Annotated in this window: 19 protein-coding genes and 1 pseudogene; 10 read left to right on the plus strand and 10 right to left on the minus strand. The window is 57.4% G+C overall.

Annotated features, from left to right (window positions below; genetic code table 11):
* Nucleotides 1-225: 225 nt before the first annotated feature.
* From EBA31_RS02815 to EBA31_RS02825, 3 genes and pseudogenes are all read left to right on the plus strand, one after another.
* Nucleotides 226-1,416, plus strand: coding sequence for an FAD/NAD(P)-binding oxidoreductase (locus EBA31_RS02815; RefSeq protein WP_122077217.1), 1,191 nt, complete (start codon nt 226-228; stop codon nt 1,414-1,416).
* A gap of 10 nt (nt 1,417-1,426) precedes the next feature.
* A complete protein-coding gene (locus tag EBA31_RS02820; protein WP_122077220.1) occupies nt 1,427-1,798 on the plus strand; it encodes a hypothetical protein in 372 nt (123 codons plus the stop codon).
* A 46-nt stretch (nt 1,799-1,844) separates the two neighbouring features.
* Nucleotides 1,845-3,034 (plus strand): annotated as a pseudogene (locus tag EBA31_RS02825) (methionine gamma-lyase).
* A gap of 35 nt (nt 3,035-3,069) precedes the next feature.
* On the opposite strand, the gene hutH (EBA31_RS02830) reads toward EBA31_RS02825, so the two are convergent.
* The 8 genes from hutH (EBA31_RS02830) to EBA31_RS02865 all read right to left on the minus strand — a co-directional run bounded on the left by hutH (EBA31_RS02830) (nt 3,070) and on the right by EBA31_RS02865 (nt 13,924).
* Entirely contained in the window at nt 3,070-4,593 is a 1,524-nt protein-coding gene (hutH, locus tag EBA31_RS02830) for a histidine ammonia-lyase (RefSeq protein WP_122080579.1), read from the minus strand.
* 10 nt (nt 4,594-4,603) lie between these two features.
* Nucleotides 4,604-5,461, minus strand: a complete 858-nt coding sequence (locus EBA31_RS02835; protein ID WP_122077223.1) for a glycine betaine/L-proline ABC transporter ATP-binding protein — start codon at nt 5,459-5,461, stop codon at nt 4,604-4,606.
* A 5-nt stretch (nt 5,462-5,466) separates the two neighbouring features.
* Nucleotides 5,467-6,312, minus strand: a complete 846-nt coding sequence (locus EBA31_RS02840; protein ID WP_122077226.1) for a proline/glycine betaine ABC transporter permease — start codon at nt 6,310-6,312, stop codon at nt 5,467-5,469.
* A 67-nt stretch (nt 6,313-6,379) separates the two neighbouring features.
* Entirely contained in the window at nt 6,380-7,345 is a 966-nt protein-coding gene (locus EBA31_RS02845; RefSeq protein WP_122077229.1) for an ABC transporter substrate-binding protein, read from the minus strand.
* 52 nt (nt 7,346-7,397) lie between these two features.
* The gene (locus EBA31_RS02850) at nt 7,398-8,789 is read right to left on the minus strand and encodes an amino acid permease (RefSeq protein WP_122077233.1); all 1,392 of its coding nucleotides are present in this window, start codon (nt 8,787-8,789) and stop codon (nt 7,398-7,400) included.
* A 100-nt stretch (nt 8,790-8,889) separates the two neighbouring features.
* A complete protein-coding gene (gene hutH, locus EBA31_RS02855) occupies nt 8,890-10,425 on the minus strand; it encodes a histidine ammonia-lyase (RefSeq protein ID WP_122077237.1) in 1,536 nt (511 codons plus the stop codon).
* Complete coding sequence (gene hutU, locus EBA31_RS02860; RefSeq protein WP_122077240.1) at nt 10,422-12,113, minus strand: urocanate hydratase; 1,692 nt, start codon at nt 12,111-12,113, stop codon at nt 10,422-10,424. The genes hutH (EBA31_RS02855) and hutU overlap by 4 nt, the downstream gene beginning before the upstream one ends.
* 464 nt (nt 12,114-12,577) lie before the next feature.
* Entirely contained in the window at nt 12,578-13,924 is a 1,347-nt protein-coding gene (locus EBA31_RS02865; protein WP_046374496.1) for an aromatic acid/H+ symport family MFS transporter, read from the minus strand.
* A gap of 321 nt (nt 13,925-14,245) precedes the next feature.
* Between EBA31_RS02865 and queE the strand changes: the two genes are divergently transcribed.
* Entirely contained in the window at nt 14,246-14,917 is a 672-nt protein-coding gene (gene queE / locus EBA31_RS02870; protein ID WP_115060067.1) for a 7-carboxy-7-deazaguanine synthase QueE, read from the plus strand.
* Nucleotides 14,918-14,946: 29 nt separating this feature from the next.
* Here the strand turns inward: queE and queD are convergent, their stop codons facing one another.
* The gene (gene queD / locus EBA31_RS02875) at nt 14,947-15,306 is read right to left on the minus strand and encodes a 6-carboxytetrahydropterin synthase QueD (protein WP_020825254.1); all 360 of its coding nucleotides are present in this window, start codon (nt 15,304-15,306) and stop codon (nt 14,947-14,949) included.
* A 437-nt stretch (nt 15,307-15,743) separates the two neighbouring features.
* Between queD and cysJ the strand changes: the two genes are divergently transcribed.
* The 3 genes from cysJ to EBA31_RS02890 all read left to right on the plus strand — a co-directional run bounded on the left by cysJ (nt 15,744) and on the right by EBA31_RS02890 (nt 20,063).
* The gene (cysJ, locus tag EBA31_RS02880; protein WP_041414210.1) at nt 15,744-17,543 is read left to right on the plus strand and encodes an NADPH-dependent assimilatory sulfite reductase flavoprotein subunit; all 1,800 of its coding nucleotides are present in this window, start codon (nt 15,744-15,746) and stop codon (nt 17,541-17,543) included.
* Nucleotides 17,543-19,258 (plus strand): assimilatory sulfite reductase (NADPH) hemoprotein subunit, encoded by a 1,716-nt coding sequence (gene cysI / locus EBA31_RS02885; RefSeq protein WP_046374493.1) that lies wholly within the window; start codon nt 17,543-17,545, stop codon nt 19,256-19,258. The genes cysJ and cysI overlap by 1 nt, the downstream gene beginning before the upstream one ends.
* A 70-nt stretch (nt 19,259-19,328) precedes the next feature.
* Nucleotides 19,329-20,063 (plus strand): phosphoadenylyl-sulfate reductase, encoded by a 735-nt coding sequence (locus tag EBA31_RS02890; RefSeq protein ID WP_020825257.1) that lies wholly within the window; start codon nt 19,329-19,331, stop codon nt 20,061-20,063.
* Nucleotides 20,064-20,124: 61 nt separating this feature from the next.
* On the opposite strand, the gene EBA31_RS02895 is transcribed toward EBA31_RS02890, so the two are convergent.
* Complete coding sequence (locus EBA31_RS02895) at nt 20,125-21,165, minus strand: aminopeptidase (RefSeq protein WP_238387494.1); 1,041 nt, start codon at nt 21,163-21,165, stop codon at nt 20,125-20,127.
* Here EBA31_RS02895 and EBA31_RS27000 point away from each other — a divergent pair.
* The 3 genes from EBA31_RS27000 (at nt 21,070) to cysG (ending at nt 23,367) form a co-directional block, all read left to right on the plus strand.
* A complete protein-coding gene (locus tag EBA31_RS27000; RefSeq protein ID WP_238387519.1) occupies nt 21,070-21,477 on the plus strand; it encodes a hypothetical protein in 408 nt (135 codons plus the stop codon). The genes EBA31_RS02895 and EBA31_RS27000 overlap by 96 nt on opposite strands.
* Nucleotides 21,477-21,749: a hypothetical protein gene (locus tag EBA31_RS02900; RefSeq protein WP_122077247.1), complete on the plus strand. Its 273-nt coding sequence runs from the start codon at nt 21,477-21,479 to the stop codon at nt 21,747-21,749. Before EBA31_RS27000 ends, EBA31_RS02900 begins: the two co-directional genes overlap by 1 nt.
* Before the next feature lie 187 nt (nt 21,750-21,936).
* Nucleotides 21,937-23,367 (plus strand): siroheme synthase CysG, encoded by a 1,431-nt coding sequence (cysG, locus tag EBA31_RS02905; protein ID WP_122077251.1) that lies wholly within the window; start codon nt 21,937-21,939, stop codon nt 23,365-23,367.
* The last annotated feature ends 6 nt before the right edge of the window (nt 23,368-23,373 follow it).

Genomic DNA, 23,373 nt, shown 5'->3' on the forward strand with positions numbered 1-23,373 from the left:
ATAGTGAGTTATTTATTATTATTGAACTAATATCGTATTATCTGTTTTTTAACTTGATGTATTAATTATAATAATAAAATTCCTATTTTATATATTCTCTTTTCTATTGCTTTATATTTTTTCGTTACTAGACTGCCAGTAAGGCAGAAGAATTAAGCCTGTATTCCTGCCTCCATTCGTTTCCCTAAAAATTGCCGAGCCGCGACTCGGCTGGGTGAGGGCTTGATGCGAAACAGGATTGTGATAGTCGGTGGGGGTACCGGAGGGACCATATTGGCCAATTTACTGGCCACGAAATTACATCGGGAAATATTGAATAATAAAGTTGAGTTATTGATGATTTCGGATTCTCCGATTCATTATTATAAACCCGCTTTTATGTACGTTGCCTTTAACGCTTTTTTCAAACAGGAATTAACCCGCTCACAGCAAAGCCTGCTGCGTCCGGAAATTCAGTTTATGGTCGATAAAGCGGAGCGCTTTGATTTAACTCAGCGAGTGATCCATACCCGCAGTGGCAAACAGTACCCGTATGATTTTCTGGTGTTTGCCACCGGCTGCGTGCCCTGGCCGGAGCGTATCGAAGGGTTGGCGCGGGCAGGCGATCATTTTTACCAATATCAGGCCGCCCGCCAGCTGGCACAAAAGCTGTCGAGCATCGAAAAAGGCCGAATTTTTATCACCGTCTCCTTCCCCGAAACGCCCAATGTGCCGCACCAGTGCGGTATTGCCCCGATAGAAACCACCCTGATGCTCGATGATTACCTGCGTCGACGCGGAGTGCGTAAAGCGGTTGAAATTGTTTATACCTACCCCAGTGTTTCGCAGTTGCTGCGTAATTGCCTGTTTTTACAGCGTCCAACCGCAGAGGCCTTGCCCGGTATTTTCGCCGCGCGGAATATTCGCCATCAGCGCGGGTTTACTCTCAGCCGGGTGGATGAGCAGCAGAAAATCGCTTATTCCGCCGAAGGTGAGCAACAGCCGTTCGATATTTTGATGGCGACTCCGCCAATTCGTGCGGTAGAGGCGGTGCGGAACACGGGGCTGAGCGAGGGGCATAAAGGGGAAGGCTGGTTGCCGACCGACCATCAGACGCTGCAGGTCTACGGTCAGCAAGGGGTCTATGTTATCGGCGATACGGTAGATTTGCCGGTCAGCAAGGCCGGTGGCTCCTGCCACAATCAGGCGCCGGTGATTGCCGACAATATCGTGGCGGAACTGAGGCTGGGCCAGACCGTTAGCCACTACGACGGCAAGGTGCAGGCCATTGCTCAAATGGGGCTGCAAGCCGGGATGCCGCTGGTTTACGACTACCGCAACGATGTGCTGCCGACGCCTTCAACCAAAGTCGGCGGCATGCTGCGCAACGGTTTTAATCGCGGACTCTACTGGGCGACGGTACGCGGGCTGATTTAACGGAGGGCCTATGAACGTATCTGAACATGAACCCCTGGCGGCTTTGCTGGAGAAGCTACAGCCGCTGCTGGCCGGTGGTCGGCTCGATAACGTGGTCGATCTGCTGTCGCTGCTGTCTGATCTGGTGGATATCGCCGATAACGCGCTGGTGGAAAAACTCTCCGGCGTCTTTGAAGGCCTGGTGGCTGCGGGATGGGAGGGCGGAATGGCGCTGAAAATGGCGCATACCGAGTTGCAGTTGGATCCCTCACCCGTCAATTTTCGTGCGCTGTACGCCTTGTTGCGGCAGCCGGATACCTTACTGGGCCTGATGCTGGTGCTGCGTACTTTGCAAATCGTTGGCCAGCGTATGCGCAGCAGCGCACTGCCCACGGACGTTTGAACGAACTAAGCATCATTGTTTTCACTCACTCAGGTAAGGAGTTGTCATGTCTGCCATCTTCAGGCAAGCCTTTGCAACACGCGCGATCCATCACGGTTACGATCCCCAGCAGTATCTGGGAGCGCTCTGTCCCCCGGTGTTTATGAGCTCGACCTTTACGTTCCCGACGGCGGAATATGGCGGTGCCTGCTTTGAAGGCACTGAGCCGGGGTATTTTTATTCACGCATCGCCAACCCGACCCTCAACCTGCTGGAACAGCGGATAGCCAATCTGGAGGGGGGCGAAGCTGCGGTGGCGTTTTCCTCCGGTATGGGCGCGATTACCGCCTGCTGCTGGACACTGCTCAATCCGGGCGACGAGCTGATCGTTGACGAGACGATTTACGGCTGCACCTTCAGTTATTTTCATCACGGATTGGCGCGCTACGGTGTGAAAATCACTCACGTCGACCTGACCCGCCCGGAGCGTCTGGCGGCGGCGATCGGCCCCCGGACCCGCATGGTGTATTGCGAAACGCCGGCCAACCCGAATATGCGTTTGGTCGATATTGCCGCAGTCGCCGAAATTGCTCACCGCCAACAGGCGCTGTTGCTGGTGGATAACACCTATTGCACCCCGTATCTGCAACGGCCGCTGGAACAGGGGGCCGATATAGTGGTGCACTCCGCTACCAAATACATCGGGGGCATGGCGATCTGTTGGCCGGACTGGTGGTGACGCGGCAGGATTTGGCGCAGGACATCCGTTTAGTTGGGCTGAAAGACATGAACGGTGCGGTGCTGTCGGCTCAGGATGCGGCATTGCTGCTGCGCGGGCTGAAAACCCTGCCGTTGCGTATGGAACGCCATTGCGACAACGCCCAGCGTTTGGCGGAAATGCTGGCTCAGCACTCGGCGGTAGAACGTGTCTATTATCCCGGGCTGGAGGATTTTCCCCAGTATGAGTTGGCGCAGCGGCAAATGGCGCGGCCGGGCGGCATGCTGGCGTTTGAACTTAAAGGCGGCATGGCGGCGGGCATTCGCTTCCTCAATGCGCTGCGTTTGATCTTGCGCGCGGTCAGCCTGGGGGATTGCGAATCGCTGGCGCAGCATCCCGCCAGCATGACCCACTCGGCCTACAGCCCCGAAGAGCGGCAGCGTCACCATATCAGCGACGGGCTGATACGCTTGTCCGCCGGTCTGGAAGATCTTGGCGACCTGCAGGCCGATATCCGCCAGGCCTTGGCGCAAAGCTAGCCTTGATGCCCCCGCCCAGTGGGAAGGGGCAAGCGTTAACCTAGCGCAGGGGCAATCTCCGCCAGCGCCTGTTCGTCCTGCAACAACGCGGCGCTGCTGGCAATGTCGGGCGCCAGCCAGCGATCCTGATGGTAAGGTTCTACCCTTTGACGCAGCAGTCGCCAGGCGCGCCCGGTACCTTCGCCGACGCGTTGCGGTTGCAAAAACTCGAAGGCCTGCGCCGCCAACAGATATTCAATCGCCAGGATCTGGTTAACGTTGGCCAACAGCTTATGCAGCCGCAATGCCGCACCGGTTCCCAGACTGAGGTGATCTTCCTGCAGCGCCGAAGTGACATAATTATCCACTACGCAAGGCTGGGCCAGCTGACGGTTCTCTGCGCACAGCGATGCCGCCACGTATTGAGCGATCATCATGCCGGAGTTGACGCCCGGCTCACTGACCAAAAATGGCGGCAAACCGCTGACCAGCGGGTTAATCAGACGATCGATGCGCCGTTCCGCAATACCGCCGAGTTCGGCGATAGCGATCGCCAGCACATCGGCGGCCATCGCGACCGATTCGCCGTGCGGATTGGCCTGTGACATGACGCGGAAGTTATCCGGCGTACCAAGCAGCAACGGGTTATCGGTGGTGCCGTTCAGCTCGGTTTCAATCTGTCGTTCGGCATGAGCCATTTGATCGCGGCAGGCTCCGTGCACCTGTGGAATCGAGCGGATGCTCAGCGCATCCTGAGTGCGAATACCTTTGCTGGCGGCAATCACCTCGCTGCCGTGCAGTAGCGCCCGCAGATTGGCGCCCACCCGTTGCATGCCAGGGTGCGGTTTCAACGCCAGTATTTCCTCGTCGAAGGCGGCAATTTGTCCACGCAGGGCTTCAAAGCTCATGGCACCCAATACGTCTGCCCAACGTGCCAGTCGCCAGGCGTCGGCCAGCGCCAGGCAGCTCAGTCCGGTCATGCAGGGCGTACCATTGACCAGGCACAGGCCATCTTTGGCCCCGAGCGGTGGCAGCGCTATGCCTTCTTCCGCCAGCGCCTGAGCGGCGGGGACGATTTTCCCGCGATAGCTGACCTCGCCGAGCCCGAGCAGGGCAACGCCGACGTGCGCCATATGGGTCAGATAGCCGACCGATCCCTGCGACGGCACCTGAGGCGTGACGCCGTGGTTAAGCAGCGCCAGCAGCGCCTCAACCACCGACCGGTGGATGCCGGATTTACCGTGGCTGTAGTTCACGATAGCGCAGCAAATAATGGCGCGGGTCTGTTCGTCGCTCAGCGGTGTACCTACCCCACAGGCGTGGCTCATCAGGGTATTGCGCGATAGCTGTGCCAACTGTTCGCCGTGCAGCGCCTGGTTACAGAGCGCGCCCAGGCCGGTATTGACGCCGTAGGCGCGTTGTTCACTGGTTACGATTTGCTGAACGATAGCCTGCGCGTTCTCAATACGTGCCCAGGCCGCGTCAGACAGGCTGAGCGGCACCCTATGGCGCGCCACCGCCACCACGTCCTGCCAGCGCAGCGGCTGGCGGTCGATCTCTACTGACGAAGGATAGTGCATTTGGGTTTCCTCAAGCATGGGCCACCCTCATCGGGCGGGGCTTTTGCACATTTTCATCCAGCGCCAGACGGCGTTGCACGAAGCGGTTAACGTATTCGTCGGCCGGGTTGTTAAGAATGTCCTGCGGCGTGCCGACCTGGATCAGTTTGCCGTCCTTGAGGATCGCGATCCGGTTGCCGATGCGAACCGCCTCATCGAGATCGTGGGTGATAAACACCAGCGTTTTGTGCAGCTCTTTTTGCAGCGCCAGCAGTTGATCCTGCATCTCGGCGCGAATCAACGGATCCAGTGCGCTGAAGGCTTCGTCCAGCAAAATGATGTCGGTATCGGTGGCCAGCGCACGCGCCAGCCCGACGCGTTGGCGCATGCCGCCGGAGAGTTGATGCGGATAGGATTTCTCATAGCCCTTCAGCCCTACGGTGTTGATCCAGTGCAGCGCACGCTCCTGATACACCTCTTTATTCTCCCCCCGCACTTTCAGGCCGTAGCCCACGTTGTCCAGCACCGTTTTGTGCGGCAGCAGGCCAAAGCTCTGAAACACCATGCTGATCTTGTGGCGACGGAAGTGCTCAAGCTGCTTTTCGTCGTAGCGCAGGATATCTTCACCGTCTACCAGGATCTGGCCGCTGGTGGGATCGATCAGACGGTTGAAGTGGCGTACCAAGGTGGATTTTCCCGATCCGGACAGGCCCATGATCACGAAGATCTCACCGGCTTCGATCGACATCGACAGATCGTGCACGCCGATCACGCAGTCCGTCGCGGCCTGCACTTCCTGCTTGGTTTTTCCTTGTTGGCTCAGTTCCAGCGCCGCCGCCGTTTTATGGCCGAAGATCTTGTAGACGCTTTTGATTTCTATTTTGTTCATCGGGGTTACCTCGCAACGGCGGTGTGGCCGTAAGCCTGAGTAATGCGATCAATGACCACGGCCAGAATGACGATCGCCAGCCCGGCTTCCAGTCCCAGCCCGACGTTCAGCGTCTGAATGCCCACCAACACGTCTTCCCCCAGCCCACGAGCGCCGATCATTGACGCGACCACTACCATCGACAACGACATCATGGTGGTCTGGTTGATACCGGCCATGATGCTCGGCAGCGCCAGCTGCAACTGGACGCCGAACAACTTCTGCCAGCGGTTGGCGCCAAAGGCGGTGACGGACTCCATCACTTCCTTGTCCACCTGGCGGATGCCCAAATCGGTCAGGCGGATCAGCGGTGGCGTGGCATAGATCACCGTCGCCAGAATGGCCGGCACCTTGCCCAGGCCGAACAGCATCAATACCGGGATCAGGTAGACGAAGCTCGGCATGGTTTGCATCACGTCCATCAGCGGCATCATTACCGCCCGTACGCGATCGCTACGCGCCGCCAATATGCCTTGCGGAATGCCGATAATCACCGCCAGCAGCGTGGCGACCAGCACCAGCGCCAGGGTTTGCATCAATTTGTCCCACATCCCGGCGGTACCGACCAGCAGCAACAGGCCGACGATCACCAGGGTTGGCAGCCAACGGCGGGTGGCGTGCCAGGCCAGTAGCCCGACCACGGCCAGCATCACCCACCATGGGGTGGCGCGCAGCAGGCTTTCGAGGTGGATCACCGCCCACAGCAAGGTGTCGGAGATCTTGCGGAACATATCGCCATAGTTGGTGACCAACACGTCGACCCAGCGGTTGATCCAATCGGCGATGGAAAAGGTAAAGCGTTCTGGAAACATAAATTTTCCCCTGTCTGGCCCGAAACCTATCCGATTACGGGTGGGTGTTCACGGAATGCCAAAGCGCTTACAAGGAAGCCTCAATTTTTTTCGCTGCGTCTTCGCTGACCCACTGTTTCCAGATATCCGGGTGCTGCTTGAAGAACTCCAGCGCCAGCTTCTGGGAGCTGATGCGTTCCTTGCTCATGCGCGCCAGATTCTGGTTAATCAGACTGAGCGGCAGATTTACTTTTGACAACACCTGCACCAGCTCAGGCGCCTGCTGGTTAAACACGCTGGAAATGCCGACCTTGATGTGGATATTCTTGTCCACGCCCGGTTCTTCCAGTTTCACCAGATCGAGCTGGCCCATGATCGGGGTAGGGGACCAATAGTAGAAGAGGATAGGTTCGCCGCGACGGTAGCTGGAAAGAATAGCGGTATCCAGCGCCGGGCCGGTGCCTGGGCGGAAGTTGGTGAATTTGTCGTCCAACTTGAATTTTTTCAGGATCGCGCTGTTGTCCAGTTCGCAGGTCCAGCCGGCGGGGCAGTTGTAAAAGCGGCCTTTGTCCGGCTCTTCCTGATCGCGAAACACCTGCACGTATTTGGCGAGATCCGGGATGCTTTTCAGATCCGGCGCCAGCGGTTTCAACTTACGCTTGGCATCGCCTTCAATCACATAACGTGGCACGTACCAGCCTTCAACTGCGCCGACAATGGGGGCGCCGACGCTGACCGCTTTACCCGCTTTCTCGGCCTTATTCCAGACCTCACTGCGGCCGATCCACTCTTCGGCGAAAATCTGAATGTCGTTGGTGCCGACCGCCTGCTCCATGGTGATGGAGTTGCCCGGCAGGGTGTCGGTTTTGCAGTCGTAACCCTTTTGCAGTACGTATTGCATCACGTCGGTCAGCAGCATGCCGCTTTCCCAGTTCAGTCCGGCGAACTTGACCGGTTTGCCGGATTCGCACCAGCCTGCTGCGCGTGCGGAGAGGCTGCCTGTCATCAGCCCGAGCGCGATCAGCGGTATCCATAATTTGTGTCGTGTTTGCATGTTGATACTCCACGTTAATGACGAAGAGCCCGGGAACGGCGGGCTCGTGAGACTAATACTGTGGTGAGGACGTGACGGGTGAACCCCCGCCTTTTTTACGTACCCACAACCAGTAAGCCAGGGTAAGGAAGGCTACCCACACCAACCCCACGTACAGGGCAATGCGGCTGTCTTCGAAGTAACCGAGCAGGCCGATGACGAACAGCATAAATATCGTCGCCAGTGCCGGTGCGACCGGCCACCAGGGAACCGGGAAGCTCAGCTTGCTGACCTCTTGTGGCGTCAGCGTGCGGCGCATGGCAATTTGTGACAGCAGGATCATCAGCCAAACCCAAACGGTGGCGAAGGTGGCGATGGAGGCGATGATCATAAACACCTGTTTTGGGATCAGGTAATTGAGCACCACCCCCAACAGCAGGGCAATGGACATCACCAGCACCGTCATCCAGGGCACGCCGTTACCGGTCAGGCGAGTGAAGCTTTTGGGTGCCTGACCTTCCTGCGCCATGCCGTACATCATGCGGCCGGCACCGAAGATATCGCTGTTGATGGCGGAAATGGCGGCGGTGATCACCACCACATTCAGCACGTTGGCGGCGGAACTGATCCCCAGATTGCTGAAGATCTCAACAAACGGGCTGCCGTTTTGGCCGATGCTGTTCCAGGGATAGATCGCCATCAGCACCAGCAGCGTCAGCACGTAGAACAGCAGAATGCGAATCGGTACCGCATTGATCGCTTTCGGCAACACCTTCGCGGGGTCTTTCGCCTCGCTGGCGGTAATGCCGATGATCTCAATGCCGCCGAAGGCAAACATCACCACCGCCAGCGAGGCAACCACGCCGCCGATGCCGTTAGGCATAAAGCCACCGTGCTGCCACAGGTTGCTGAAGCCGGTGGCATGCTGAGTCTGACCGAAGCCAAACAGCATCACCGCCGCGCCGCCGATGATCATCGCGACGATTGCCGCCACCTTGATCAACGACAGCCAGAACTCCATTTCGCCGAACACTTTCACGCTGCACAGGTTGAGCGCGCCGATGAACATGATGATGCTGAGTACCCACACCCATTGGGCAACGTCCGGGAACCACAGCCCCATATAGATGCCGAAGGCGGTGACGTCAGCCAGGGCAACAATCACCATTTCGAAGGTATAGGTCCAGCCGGTGAGGAAACCGGCCAAGGGGCCAAGGTAATGGCTGGCATAATGACCGAAGGAGCCGGAGACCGGCTGATGCACCGCCATTTCACCCAGCGCGCGCATCACCATAAAGACCGCCGCGCCGCCGACCAGATAAGCCAGCAGCACCGCAGGACCGGCCAACTGGATGGCTCCGGCGGAGCCGTAGAACAGACCGGTGCCGATGGCCGAGCCGAGCGCCATAAAGCGGATATGCCGCGCGTTTAGTCCGCGTCTGAGTTGTTTTGTTTCGTTATGCATGTTGCTTCCCGTCGAGTTTTTACGGCAGAACAGGCACGCGCTATCCGCACCGGGTGGAACGCACCCGGTGGGACAGAACAAACTGCGTGGTAGGTTTTATTTATGCCTGGCTAGGCAGCAATGCCGCAGGCATCAGCGAGGTCAGATGACCGGTCGCCAACAGCAGGCTGGCAGCTTCAATGTCGGGGGCGAAGAAACGATCCTTGTCATAGTAACTGACTTGCTCGCGCAGCACGCGGCGTGCCTGCTCCAGACTTTCGGTGGTTTTCAGGCCCTTGCGCAAATCCAATCCCTGGCAGGCCGCCAGCCATTCGACGGCCAGAATACCGCGCACGTTATCCGCCATTTCCCACAGGCGGCGTCCTGCAGCCGGTGCCATGGAAACATGGTCTTCCTGGTTGGCGGAGGTCGGGATGCTGTCGACACTGGCCGGATGCGCCAGCGCTTTGTTTTCGCTGGTCAGTGCCGCGGCGGTAACCTGGGCAATCATAAAGCCGGAGTTCACGCCGCCGTTGTCCACCAGGAATGGGGGCAGTTGCGACATGTGTTTATCCATCATCAGCGAGATACGACGTTCGGACAGCGAGCCGATTTCGGCAAATGCCAGCGCCAGATTGTCGGCAGCCATCGCGACCGGTTCGGCGTGGAAGTTGCCGCCGGACAGGACATCGCCCTGTTCTGCGAATACCAATGGGTTGTCGGATACCGCATTGGCTTCGACCTCCAGCACTTCGCTGGCCTGGCGGATCTGCGTCAGGCACGCACCCATCACCTGCGGTTGGCAGCGCAGGGAGTAGGGATCTTGTACCTTTTCGCAGTTGCGATGCGAGTCGGACACTTCGCTGCGTTCGCCCAGCAGATGGCGGTAAGCGGCGGCGGCATCGATCTGGCCACGTTGGCCGCGTACGGCGTGAATACGTGCGTCAAACGGGCTGCGAGAACCCAGAGCGGCTTCCACCGTCAGGCTGCCGGTGACCGTGGCTGCGGCGTACAGGTCTTCTGCGTCAAACAGGCCGCGCAGCGCGAAGGCGGCGGAAACCTGGGTGCCGTTCAGCAGCGCCAGGCCTTCTTTGGCCGCCAGCGTGAGCGGCTTCAGGCCTGCTTTGGCCAGTGCCTCGGTGGCAGGCAGCCATTCGCCTTGATAGCGGGCCTTGCCTTCGCCCAGCAGCACCAGACTCATGTGTGCCAGCGGAGCCAAATCGCCGGAGGCGCCCACGGAGCCCTTCAGCGGGATATGCGGATAGACTTCGGCGTTGACCAAGGCCATCAGCGCCTGGATCACTTCCAGACGGATGCCGGAGAAACCGCGCGACAGGCTGTTGATCTTCAACACCATAATCAGGCGAACCAGGTTGTCGTCGGTCGGCGCGCCAACGCCAGCAGCATGTGACAACACGATCGAACGTTGCAGATTTTCCAGGTCTTCAGGTGCAATGCGGGTAGACGCCAGCAGGCCGAAACCGGTATTGATGCCGTAGGTGGTGCGGTTTTCTTCGACAATGCGTTCAACGCAGGCCACGCTCTGCTGGATAGCGGCGTAGGCATTGTCGTCCAACGTCAGGGTCACCGGGTGTTGATAAACGTCGCGCAGTTGAGCCAGAGTCAGTTGGCCTGGGCGGATAGTCAGCGCTTTCATGCTTTGTCTCCTTGAGTCGCGGCCACCATCGGCAGGTTCAAACCTTGCTCACGGGCGCATTCAATCGCAATGTCGTAACCGGCATCGGCATGACGCATCACGCCAGTGGCAGGGTCATTATGCAACACGCGGGCGATACGTTCGGCGGCTTCGTCGGTGCCGTCACAAACGATAACCATACCGGAATGCTGCGAGAAGCCCATGCCGACGCCACCGCCGTGGTGCAGGGAAACCCAGGTCGCCCCGCTGGCGGTATTGAGCAGGGCGTTAAGCAGCGGCCAGTCGGAAACGGCGTCCGAACCGTCCTGCATAGATTCGGTTTCGCGGTTCGGGCTGGCGACCGAGCCGGAGTCCAGATGGTCACGGCCGATCACGATCGGTGCGGACAGTTCGCCACTGCGTACCATTTCGTTGAAAGCCAGGCCCAGCTTGGCGCGCTGGCCCAGACCGACCCAACAGATACGTGCCGGCAGGCCCTGGAAGCTGATGCGTTCGCGCGCCATATCCAGCCAGCGATGCAGATGCTCGTCATCCGGGATCAGCTCTTTAACCATGGCGTCGGTTTTGTAGATGTCTTGCGGATCGCCGGACAGTGCAGCCCAGCGGAACGGGCCGATACCGCGACAGAACAGCGGACGGATATAGGCAGGCACGAAGCCTGGGAAATCGAAGGCGTTGTTGACGCCCATTTCTTTCGCCATCTGACGAATGTTGTTGCCGTAGTCGAAGGTCGGTACGCCCATCTTCTGGAAGGCCAGCATGGCTTCTACGTGTTCAGCCATCGACTGCTTGGCAGCGGTCACCACCTGCGCAGGTTCGGTCTGTGCACGTTCGCGGTACTCTTCCCAGCTCCAGCCTTTTGGCAGATAGCCGTTCAGCGGATCGTGGGCGCTGGTCTGGTCGGTGACCATGTCCGGGCGCACGCCGCGGCGCACCAGTTCTGGCAGAATGTCTGCCGCATTGCCGCACAGGGCGATGGAGATGGCTTTGCCTTCGGCGGTGTATTTCTTGATGCGAGCCAGCGCGTCGTCCAGATCTGTCGCTTGTTCATCGACATAACGGGTCTTCAGACGGAAATCGATACGGCTTTGTTGGCATTCGATGTTCAGTGAACAGGCGCCTGCCAGCGTAGCGGCCAGGGGTTGCGCGCCGCCCATACCGCCCAGACCGGCGGTCAGCACCCAGCGGCCCTGCAGCCTGCCGTCGTAATGCTGGCGACCCGCTTCCACGAAGGTCTCGTAGGTGCCCTGGACGATGCCCTGGCTACCGATATAGATCCAGCTGCCGGCGGTCATTTGGCCGTACATGGCCAGGCCTTTGGCGTCCAGTTCGTTAAAGTGTTCCCAGGTGGCCCAATGTGGCACCAGGTTAGAGTTGGCAATCAGTACGCGTGGCGCGTTGCTGTGGGTTTTGAATACCCCGACCGGTTTGCCGGACTGAACCAGCAGCGTTTCGTCTTCTTCCAACGTTTTCAGGGTGGCGACAATTTTGTCGTAGCAGTCCCAGTCACGCGCGGCGCGGCCAATACCGCCGTACACCACCAGCTCATGCGGGTTTTCCGCCACTTCCGGATCGAGGTTGTTCATCAGCATGCGCAACGGCGCTTCGGTCAGCCAGCTTTTTGCATTTAATTTTGTGCCGCGTGGCGCGCGTACATCGACATTGCGAACTTTGTTATTTGCAGTCACAGCATTTTCCTCAAACAGTATCGGTGCAGATCCCATGGTGCGGTGGGGTGAATCACCACGCCATAACAATGCGTAGGGTTTATTAACATATACTTGTATGTACAAGCATATGCAACACCGACCAGTGAGCGGCTAAAAAGGCATAAGGGAAAGTTATTTTTGTTTTAAATCAATGTGATAGTTTTCATTTTGACGCCTGAGCTATTAGGCTCGCACTGAAGAACAGTGAGCTATTCAACAAAAATGAATTAAAAATGGGTCATTTTTGAGCGGCCAATCACAATAAATTTACATACCCATTACAAGTTAGGGCGAGCGATAAAAAAGTCCTATCGCTGGAGGGAGAGAAGCTATTGACAGAGTGCTGTGTTGTTTTGTGGTAGGGGCGCCGCATGCTGCGCCCAATAGCATAATCAATGGGTTAAATCGGGTCGAACATGTTCGACCCCCTACCGGTTTAGCCCTTATACGGGTTTGTCAGCCGGTTGCAGCGTCGCTCTTCGGGTCATTTTGAAAACTGTAGCGATGGCGGCGATCAGCGCCGGCACGCACAGGAACATCAAAATGCTCTGCACTTCCCATTGCATGGCCAGCAACTGTGCCCCCATCATGGTGCCCGCCACGCCGCCAAAGCGGCCGATGCCCTGCATCCAGGCTATGCCGGTTGCGCGACTGTGGGTCGGGTAGAAAGTGGCTGCCAGCGTTTGCAGACCGGATTGCGCACCGTTCATGGTGATGCCCATCAGGAAGATAAAGGTACCCAGCAGCACGATATGGCTGTCCTCGGTCGCCATTGCCACAATCAGCAGGGCGGTAATGACAAAGCCGCTCGACACCACTTTATGGGCGTTCCAGCGGTCCATCAGCCAGCCGGCCACCAGAATGCCAAGCGTGCCGCCGAAGGTGAACAGCGAGGTCAAAATGGCCGACTGCTCCAGTTGATAACCCAGACCCTGCATCAGGATCGGCATCCAGCTCAGCAGCACGTAATAAATCACCAGGCCCATAAAGTACGTCAGCCACAGCATCAGCGTGCCGGTCAGATAAGGGCGGGTGAACAACAGGCCGACGCTGGTTTTGGACTGTGCCAATTTCTCTTCATACAGATAAAAGCGCGTCACGTTATCGAGATTCTGGCTGACAAAACGCTGGGCAATACGTTTGATTTTTGCCGCATCTTTACCGCGGTTCACCATATATTTCACCGATTCCGGCAGGAACAGGATCAACAATACCGTCAGCGCCAACGGAGCGATCGCCCCCAGCAACAGCACGCTATGCCAGCCATACGCCGGGATCAGCCAAGACGAAATCGCACCACCGCCGGCCGCACCCAGCGGGAAGCCGCAGTACATGGTGTTAATCGCCAGGGAACGGCAGCGTTGTGGCGCATATTCGGAAATCAGCGTGATGGCGTTCGGCATCGCCGCCCCTAATCCCAGGCCGGTGAGGAAGCGCCACAGCGTCAGGCTATTGAGCGAGCCAGCGTAGGCGGTAGCCAGGCTTGACAGGCCGAAGAACAGACAAGAAAACACCAGCACCCGTTTGCGGCCGATACGATCGGAAATCGGTCCGGCGACCAGAGCGCCAAGGGACAGGCCCAGCAGCGCGGCGCTCAGCACCGGGCCCAGATCCTGTTTAACAATGCCCCAGTCTTTGGCGACCGAAGGAGCGATATACCCCATGGCCGCCGTGTCAAAGCCATCAATGGCCAGGATCAGGAATCCCAAAATGATCAAGGTCCAGTGAAACAGCGAAAATTTGCTGTCATCGATGGCCTGCTGAATATTCAACTCGGTGGAATGAGCCATGGCAACCTCTAACGCAGATGTGATTGTGTGGATAAATCGCCGGAACTGATGCCCGGCTTGTGCTTGCCTGTCTATACATCTGCGCGCAGGCGCTTTATGTCAAATATATTTATCTTATGCGTTAAATAAATGTTGTTTTTGCGAAGCAGATTACATCGTAAACACAAGGAGATTGCTCAGTAAGCAAATAAAATGAAGCGGATAGCCGGTGAGATACGCTGGCGAAGGCGGGTAGGATAAAATTTAATACAATTTCGCCCGTTTGGTCGCCGGGCTGGAATCTGCGATAATCCCTTTTTACCTTTCCAGATTGAGAAACCGATGCAGTACCCGATTAATGAAATGTTCCAAACCTTGCAGGGCGAAGGCTTTTTCACCGGCGTTCCAGCCATCTTTATTCGCTTGCAGGGCTGCCCGGTAGGATGCAGCTGGTGCGACACCAAACATACCTGGGAAAAGGAAGCCAATCGGGAAGTCGATATGCAGCGGATCCTGGTGAAAACCGAAGAGAGCGACGCCTGGGGCAGCGCCAACGCCGAGCAGCTGTTGGCGGTGATGCGTCAACAGGGTTATACCGCACGCCACGTGGTAATCACCGGCGGCGAGCCCTGCATCTATGATCTGACTCCGCTGACCCAGTTGCTGGAAGACAACGGCTACGGCTGCCAGATTGAGACCAGCGGCACCCACGAAATCCGGTGTTCGGCGAAAACCTGGGTGACGGTATCCCCCAAGGTGAATATGCGCGGCGGCATGAAGGTGTTGGATCAGGCTTTGCAGCGCGCTGATGAAGTGAAGCACCCGGTTGGGCGTGAGCGTGATATCGAAGCATTGGATGCGCTGCTGGCGACGCTGCATGATGAGAAGCCGCGTATTATCGCGCTGCAGCCGATCAGCCAGAAGGAAGAGGCGACTCGCCTGTGCATCGAAACCTGCATTGCGCGCAACTGGCGCCTGTCGATGCAGACCCATAAATATCTGAACATCGCATAAAATTCAGGGCGCCATTGGGCGCCCTTTCTTTAACCTTTATACACGCATCCCGCGGTACAGGTTTCTTTCACCATCACCGCAGTCAGCTCCGGCAACTGGGGTTTGAGCTGTTGCCAGATCCAGGCGGCAAGCACTTCGCTGGTGGGATTTTCCAATCCTGGAATATCGTTCAGATAATGGTGATCCAGGCGCTCCCAAATAGGGGAGAACACGGCTTTAAGCTCGGCGAAATCCATCACCCAACCGGTATGTGCATCCACTTCACCGGTTACTTCCAGACGCACCATAAACGAATGCCCGTGCAAACGGCCACATTTATGGCCCTCAGGTACGTGCGGCAAACGGTGTGCGGCTTCAAACTGAAAATCTTTAAACAGCGTGGTTGCCATTATTACGGCCTCATTGACTCAAAAACCGCCGAAGTTTACCGGAAACGGAGCCTGCTTGCCATTTATACCGCTATGGTCTACCGCTGCTGTGGTCAATGCACGGTTAACACTTTTTTTGTTTGGTACCGACTGGACCTATCGGTTGGGGTAATGAGTGGTAAATGCGATTCATTCAAATAACGTTAAAAAAACAGCTTTATTTTCAGTGCGATAAAAATCTCTGCTTAGCGCTTTAAGCACTATCCGTTACCAGAAAAACAGCTTAGTCATTTTGGTTATTAATTATTTCTATCCCTTATTTAATCGTTGCTATTGTGCTCGGTAACCTTACAAACTCTCCTGATCTTTTCAGGACCGCAGACTGAACGAAAAGACAGCGACTGACACTGGCGAGCACCTGGCTGGATAGGTGCCAAGTATAGGAAATAAGTACTGCAATGACGACTCAGGCTCCTCCAACATCGATGCTCCCGCTGACACCCGAACAGCTGGCGCGCCTGCAGGCGGCGATTGGTGAATATTCACCGACGCAGCTGGCGTGGCTGTCAGGTTATTTCTGGGGAATGGTTAATCAACAGCCTGGTGCGGTAGCCATTGCGCCGCCTGCCGCCGCTGCCGCCAGCATCACGCTGATTTCCGCCTCGCAGACCGGCAATGCTCGCCGCCTGGCGGAACAATTGCGCGACGATCTGTTGGCCGCCAAGCTGAGCGTCACGCTGGTTAACGCCGGCGACTACAAATTCAAGCAAATTGCCCAGGAACGTCTGCTGGTGATCGTTGCCTCCACCCAAGGGGAAGGTGAGCCGGCGGAAGAGGCGGTTGCCCTGCATAAATTCCTGTTCTCCAAGAAAGCGCCGAAGCTTAACGAAACCGCGTTTGCGGTCTTTGGCCTGGGGGACACTTCCTACGAAAACTTCTGTCAGTCGGGTAAAGATTTCGACGGCAAGCTGGCCGAACTGGGTGCTGAGCGTCTGGTCGAGCGGGTAGATGCCGACGTGGAATATCAGGAGCTGGCTACCGCCTGGCGTAAACAGGTGGTGGAGGTGTTGAAAGCGCGCGCACCGGCTGAAAACGCCGCACCGGGCGTGCTGGCCAGCGGTGCGATTGACCTGATCGACAGCAGCCCGTACAGCAAAGAACAGCCGCTGACCGCACAACTGGCAGTGAAGCAAAAAATTACCGGCCGGGCCTCAGACAAAGACGTGCGCCATATTGAAATCGACCTGGGTGATTCTGGTCTGCGTTACCAACCGGGCGATGCGCTGGGCGTGTGGTTCGATAACGACCCGGCGCTGGTGGATGAACTGGTGCAACTGCTGTGGCTGAAGGGCGACGAACCGGTGGAAGTGGAAGGAAAAACCTTGCCGCTTTCGCAAGCGTTACGCAGCCATTTTGAACTGACGCAGAACACCACGCTAATCGTCGATAAATACGCGGCTCTGTCGCGCGACGAGAAGCTGATTGGTTTGTTAGCGGATAAAGCCGCGCTGCAGCATTACGCGCACAACACGCCGATTGTCGACATGGTGCGACAGGCGCCTGCCGATCTTAACGCCGAGCAGTTGATTGGCCTGCTGCGTCCGTTGACGCCGCGCCTGTATTCCATTGCCTCGTCGCAAGCCGAGACTGAAAACGAAGTGCACGTGACCGTCGGCGTGGTGCGTTACGACATCGAAGGGCGCGCCCGCGCAGGCGGTGCCTCCAGTTTCCTGGCCGATAGGCTGGAAGAAGATGGTGACGTGCGGGTGTTCATCGAACATAACGACAATTTCCGCCTGCCGGCCAACCCGGAAACTCCGGTGATCATGATTGGGCCAGGCACGGGCATTGCGCCGTTCCGCGCCTTTATGCAACAGCGTGATGCTGACGGTGCCGGCGGCAAGAACTGGTTGTTCTTCGGTAACCCGCACTTTACTGAAGATTTCCTGTATCAGGTCGAATGGCAGCGCTATGTGAAAGATGGCCTGCTGACCCGCATCGATCTGGCCTGGTCACGCGACCAGCAGCATAAAGTCTATGTCCAGGACAAACTGCGCGAACAGGGCGCGGAAGTGTGGCGTTGGATCCAGGAAGGCGCGCACATTTACGTCTGTGGCGATGCGAACCGCATGGCAAAAGACGTGGAAAACACATTATTAGAACTGGTGGCCGAGCACGGTGGCATGGATACCGAGCTGGCGGATGAATTTTTAAGTGAGCTGCGCCTTGAGCGCCGTTATCAGCGAGATGTGTACTGATGAGTGATAAACACCCGGGGCCTCTGGTGGTCGAAGGCAAATTGGCCGATGCCGAGCGTTTGAAGAAAGAAAGTAACTTCCTGCGCGGCACCATCGCCGAAGACTTGAAGGACGGCCTGACCGGCGGTTTTAACGGTGACAACTTCCTGCTGATCCGCTTCCACGGAATGTACCAGCAGGACGACCGTGATATCCGCGCCGAACGCGCCGAACAGAAGCTGGAACCGCGCCACGCCATGATGCTGCGTTGCCGTCTGCCGGGGGGGATTATCTCCCCACAGCAGTGGCTGGGCATTGATAAGTTCGCGCAGGAAAGCACGCTGTACGGCAGCATCCGCATCACCAACCGTCAGACTTTCCAGTTCCATGGCATTGTGAAGGGCAACGTTAAGCCGGTTCACCAGCTGTTGGGTCGTCTGGGATTGGACGCGCTGGCTACGGCTAACGACGTCAACCGCAACGTGCTTTGCACCTCTAACCCGGTGGAGTCCGAGCTGCACCAGGAAGCCTACGAGTGGGCGAAAAAGATCTCCGAACATCTGCTGCCGCGTACCCGCGCCTATGCTGAAGTGTGGCTGGATCAGGAAAAAGTGGCGACCACCGACGAAGAACCGATCCTCGGGGCGACTTATCTGCCGCGCAAATTCAAAACCACGGTGGTGATCCCACCGCAAAACGACGTCGATCTGCACGCCAACGACATGAACTTTGTCGCTATTGCCAAAAACGGCAAGCTGGTGGGCTTTAACCTGCTGGTAGGCGGCGGCCTGTCGATTGAACACGGCAACAAGAAAACCTATGCGCGCAAGGCTAGCGAATTTGGCTATATCCCGCTGGAGCACACGCTGGCGGTCGCCGAAGCGGTGGTAACCACTCAGCGCGACTGGGGTAACCGTACCGATCGCAAGAACGCCAAAACCAAATACACGCTGGAACGCGTTGGGGTTGATACCTTCCGTGCCGAAGTGGAAAAACGGGCCGGTATCACCTTTGAACCGATCCGCCCGTACGAATTTACCGGCCGCGGCGATCGCATTGGTTGGGTTAAAGGCATTGATAACCAGTGGCACCTGACGCTGTTTATCGAGAATGGTCGTCTTCTGGACTATCCGGGACGCCCGTTGAAAACCGGCGTTGCCGAGATCGCCAGGATCCACAAAGGGGATTTCCGTCTGACGGCCAACCAGAACCTGATCGTTGCCGGCGTACCGGAAAGCGAGAAGGCGAAGATCGAAGCGATCGCTCGTGAACACGGATTGATCGACGACGGGGTCAGCGTGCAGCGTCAAAACTCGATGGCCTGCGTATCCTTCCCGACCTGCCCATTGGCGATGGCGGAGGCCGAGCGTTTTCTGCCGGCGTTCGTCACTAAAGTGGAAGGGATCCTGCACAGCCACGGTGTGGGTGACGAGCACATCGTATTGCGCATTACTGGTTGTCCGAACGGCTGTGGCCGCGCGCTGTTGGCGGAGATTGGCCTGGTGGGTAAAGCGGTTGGCCGCTATAACCTGCATTTGGGTGGCAACCGTGAAGGTACGCGTATTCCGCGCATGTACCGTGAAAATATCAACGAAGAAGAAATTCTGCGAGAGATTGACCAACTGGTGGGCCGCTGGGCCACAGAGCGTAACGCGGGCGAAGGCTTTGGTGATTTCACTATTCGCGCCGGGGTGGTTAAGCCGGTAATTGATTCGGCGCAGGATTTCTGGGACTGACGCCGTTTGGCCCCGCTTTCACCGGGGGCCGATCCGCGCGGTATGATTCAAGCATCAGGAGGCTGGCAACATGGCTGAATTCGATCTGGCGGCGCTGAATGCGCTGCCCAAGTCTGGGCAGGCGTTGGCACTGGCGGTAGTTAATGGCCAGTTGGAAACGCTTTCCGCCGAGCAACGCGTGGAATGGGCGCTGGAACATCTGCCCGGTGAGTTTGTGCTCTCTTCAAGTTTCGGCATTCAGGCAGCGGTATGTCTGCATTTGGTTACGCGGATCAAACCGGACATTCCGGTGATCCTCACCGATACCGGCTATCTGTTCCCGGAAACCTATCAGTTTATCGATCAGCTGGTCGACAAACTGAAGCTGAACCTGCAGGTGTTTCGTGCCGAGCAGTCGCCCGCCTGGCAGGAGGCTCGCTACGGGAAACTGTGGGAGCAGGGCGTTGAAGGTATCGAAAAATATAACCTGATCAACAAGGTTGAGCCGATGAACCGCGCATTGGAAACTCTGGGCGGGCAAACCTGGTTCGCTGGCCTGCGCCGCGAACAATCCGGCAGCCGCGCCAATCTGCCGGTACTGGCGGTGCAACGTGGGGTGTTCAAGATCCTGCCGATTATCGACTGGGACAACCGCAAGATTTATCAATACCTGACCGAGCACGGCCTCAGTTATCACCCGCTGTGGGAACAAGGCTATCTGTCAGTGGGGGACACTCACACCACGCAGAAGTGGGAACCAGGCATGAGTGAAGAAGAAACCCGTTTCTTTGGCCTGAAGCGTGAGTGTGGCCTGCACGAAGGCTAATCACGTATCAACATCGTCAAAGGGCTCAGCATTCGCTGGGCCCTTGGCGTTTTCAGAGAGACTACTTTTTCTGTTTTTGTGCTTTGGGTGGGTGCGCCTGAGCCAGTTCTATCATCAGCGGCAGCAAAATCTGCACGCTCTCGCGGCTGCGCTTGTCGATACGCCCTGGCAGATTGCGTTCCAGATATTGCAGGTTATCGTACTGCGGGCGATGCCAGGTGATGCCCTGCGGGAAGTGCGGGCTCACGGCGCGTTGCTGATAACCATCTTTATCGCCCAGTGACCAGTTGGTGGCTTCGACCGACAGCACCGGGATGCCTGCTTTATCAAACACTTCCTGATCGGAACAGCAGCCGGTGCCTTTCGGGTGTGCTTTGCTGCCCGGGTTGGTGGCGGCAGCGATGCCGTAGCGGTGGGCAATATCCAGTGCGCGATCGCGGCTCTGTTTCGCCAGCTTTGGCGGCGTATTGAGACCGGCGTTGAAATACAGGCGATCGCCGGTAATCAGGCTGTCGAGGTTAATCACCAGTAGGGTATTGCGTTTCTCTTCGTCGCTCATGCGCTGCAGGTAGTTCTGCGCGCCTAGCGAACCCAGTTCTTCGGCGCTGGTGGCGACAAAGCGCAGGCCGTAAGCGGTGGGGATGTTCTTAAGGCGTTCCGCCAGTTCCAGCATCACGCCGACGCCAGAGGCATTGTCGTCGACGCCCTGCAGCGTCAAGCCGCCGAGATTGTTGTCCAGATCGGCGTCGCTTCGCGGCGTGTAGGTATCGAAATGCGCCACGAGCAGAATCTGCTGAGGAAGGCTGCCATTTTTAGCGGCGATCACCGAGCTGGCGGTGATGTTATTCCAGTTCTTCTTGCCGTCTTTACTGGTGTACAGATAGCGGGTGTTGAAACTGCGGATATCGCTCTGATACCCCATCTTGCTGAACTGCTGTTTCAGATAGTCTGCGGTGAGCAATTCCGCCGGGCTACCGGCCATGCGGCCAGGAAAATAAGTGGCGATGTGGCGAGTCTGCTCGGCGGCGAATTTGCCCATCGGGGCCTCTTTTGCGGGCTGAGTGGCGGCAGAAACGCTGAAAACACCGCCGAGCGCTGCCACCAGCAGGCCGGTTTTCAGGTAAAAGCGGGAAAACATACCGAAAAATCCTTCTTTGATATCGACGAGACCGATTATTTTTGCGGTGTCCAGTATGAGACGGTCGGCAAGATTAAACAATTTCTCCCGCTCTTAAATTTGGTGCTGCCTGGGCAAAGTTTCGGCGCTGTGCGCAACGATGAATATCGATTGATGGCCCGTGCGGCGCATTTTGCGAAATGCTTGGCATATTACGAGAATCACTATTTAACCCTGCCAGTAGAGTGGTTTATGATTCGGCGGTACGGTTCTTACGGATCGAAGGAGAAACCCTGATGTTGGACAAATGTGATAACAGGATCGGCCTGATAGAGAAAAAAGCCGAGTATGTGGATCATGCTCTTAATCAGCTCAAAACCGATTTGGCCACGCTGACCACACGTTCAGTGGAGTTTGTCACCAAAGGCGATTTGCATAAGGAAGTGGGATTGCTGCACCGGGAGATCGGTTTAGTTCATAAGGAGGTAGCCAGTCAGACCAAATGGATGGTTAGCACTATATTGGCCGCCGCTGCTTTGTGCATGACCGCCGCGAAGTTTTGGTTTTAACATCTGCCTCCTGACGCATGCCTGGTCAGAATAATGATCACGGCCTTGTCCGGCGCATAACTGCCGCAAACCCCGACGCACTGCGCCTTATTCCATTATTGAACTAGTCATTCCTTTTCGTCATTTCAGAGGCCAAATCTCAGCCCGTATAGTCACACTATCATTCTGCATATATGAAAAGGCTGTTGTGGACTATCTACCTATATTTGCCGACCTGAAACAACGCCCGGTGTTGGTCGTTGGCGGCGGCGAAGTGGCTGCGCGCAAAGTGGATCTTCTCCTGCGCGTCGGGGCTGAAATACGGATAGTTGCGCAGTCACTCTCACCCATACTCGAAGAACTGCATCAGCAGGGGCTCATCCGCTGGCAGGGGCCGGCTTTTGCCGCTCAGCAACTGGATGAGGTGTTCCTGGTGATTGCCGCAACCGACGACAGCGCGCTGAATGCCGAGGTATTTGCCGAAGCGGATAAACGCCGGGTGCTGGCTAACGTGGTCGACGATCAGCCGCGCTGCTCGTTCATCTTTCCGTCGATTATCGATCGTTCACCGCTGGTGGTTGCCGTCTCTTCCAGCGGCCAGGCACCGGTGCTGGCACGTATGCTGCGTGAAAAACTCGAAGCTTTGTTGCCCGCCAGCCTGGGGCAGATGGCGGAGGTGGCCGGGCGCTGGCGCGGCCAGGTAAAACAGCGACTGAATGCGCTCGGCGAACGTCGTCGCTTCTGGGAAAAAACATTCGGCGGACGTTTTGCCACGCTGGTGGCCAATGGCCAGTCCGCACAGGCCGAGCGGCAGTTGGAGCAGGATTTACAGCAGTTTGCCCAGGGCGGCGAAGGCACCCAGGGCGAAATTTCGCTGGTGGGCGCAGGGCCGGGCGACGTGGGGTTATTGACCCTGCGCGGGCTGCAGGTGATGCAGCAGGCCGATGTGGTGCTCTACGATCATCTGGTCAGCGATGAGATTCTGGATCTGGTGCGTCGCGATGCCGAGCGCATCTGCGTGGGCAAACGTGCCGGGGCACACTCGGTGATCCAGGAAGAAACCAACCGCCTGTTGGTGGAACTGGCGCAGCAGGGCAAGCGCGTGGTGCGATTGAAAGGCGGAGATCCCTTTATCTTTGGCCGCGGCGGCGAAGAGCTGCAGGTGGCCGCCGCTGCGGGCATTCCGTTCCAGGTGGTGCCGGGCGTTACCGCGGCGGCCGGCGCAACGGCCTATGCCGGCATTCCGCTGACGCACCGCGATCATGCGCAGAGCGTGACTTTTATTACCGGCCACTGCCGTCCCGACGGGGACGGGCTGGACTGGGCAGACTTGGCGCGAGCGCGTCAGACTCTGGCTATCTACATGGGCACCATGAAGGCGGCGGACATCAGCCAGCGCCTGATAGCCCACGGACGCGCGGCCACCACGCCGGTGGCGGTGATCAGCCGCGGCACGCGTGCGGATCAGCTGGTGCAAACCGGCACGCTGCAACAGCTTGAAAAATTGGCTCAACAGGCACCTTTGCCGGCGCTGCTGGTGATCGGCGAAGTGGTAGAGCTGCATCATCAAATTGCCTGGTTTGGGCATCAACCGCAGACGGAAGGGGCCTCTCGTCCCGCCGTCGTGAATTTGGCTTAAGGATCT

This window comes from Serratia sp. P2ACOL2, from assembly GCF_003691565.1.
GTDB lineage: Bacteria > Pseudomonadota > Gammaproteobacteria > Enterobacterales > Enterobacteriaceae > Serratia > Serratia liquefaciens.

What these genes read in the sequence shown, in the direction of transcription:
- EBA31_RS02815 (WP_122077217.1), top strand. Translation starts at nt 226, where the DNA reads ATGCGAAACAGGATTGTGATAGTCGGTGGGGGTACCGGAGGGACCATA.
- EBA31_RS02820 (WP_122077220.1), top strand. Translation starts at nt 1,427, where the DNA reads ATGAACGTATCTGAACATGAACCCCTGGCGGCTTTGCTGGAGAAGCTA.
- hutH (WP_122080579.1), bottom strand. Translation starts at nt 4,593, where the DNA reads ATGCACTATCCTTCGTCAGTAGAGATCGACCGCCAGCCGCTGCGCTGG.
- EBA31_RS02835 (WP_122077223.1), bottom strand. Translation starts at nt 5,461, where the DNA reads ATGAACAAAATAGAAATCAAAAGCGTCTACAAGATCTTCGGCCATAAA.
- EBA31_RS02840 (WP_122077226.1), bottom strand. Translation starts at nt 6,312, where the DNA reads ATGTTTCCAGAACGCTTTACCTTTTCCATCGCCGATTGGATCAACCGC.
- EBA31_RS02845 (WP_122077229.1), bottom strand. Translation starts at nt 7,345, where the DNA reads ATGCAAACACGACACAAATTATGGATACCGCTGATCGCGCTCGGGCTG.
- EBA31_RS02850 (WP_122077233.1), bottom strand. Translation starts at nt 8,789, where the DNA reads ATGCATAACGAAACAAAACAACTCAGACGCGGACTAAACGCGCGGCAT.
- hutH (WP_122077237.1), bottom strand. Translation starts at nt 10,425, where the DNA reads ATGAAAGCGCTGACTATCCGCCCAGGCCAACTGACTCTGGCTCAACTG.
- EBA31_RS02865 (WP_046374496.1), bottom strand. Translation starts at nt 13,924, where the DNA reads ATGGCTCATTCCACCGAGTTGAATATTCAGCAGGCCATCGATGACAGC.
- queE (WP_115060067.1), top strand. Translation starts at nt 14,246, where the DNA reads ATGCAGTACCCGATTAATGAAATGTTCCAAACCTTGCAGGGCGAAGGC.
- queD (WP_020825254.1), bottom strand. Translation starts at nt 15,306, where the DNA reads ATGGCAACCACGCTGTTTAAAGATTTTCAGTTTGAAGCCGCACACCGT.
- cysJ (WP_041414210.1), top strand. Translation starts at nt 15,744, where the DNA reads ATGACGACTCAGGCTCCTCCAACATCGATGCTCCCGCTGACACCCGAA.
- cysI (WP_046374493.1), top strand. Translation starts at nt 17,543, where the DNA reads ATGAGTGATAAACACCCGGGGCCTCTGGTGGTCGAAGGCAAATTGGCC.
- EBA31_RS02890 (WP_020825257.1), top strand. Translation starts at nt 19,329, where the DNA reads ATGGCTGAATTCGATCTGGCGGCGCTGAATGCGCTGCCCAAGTCTGGG.
- EBA31_RS02900 (WP_122077247.1), top strand. Translation starts at nt 21,477, where the DNA reads ATGTTGGACAAATGTGATAACAGGATCGGCCTGATAGAGAAAAAAGCC.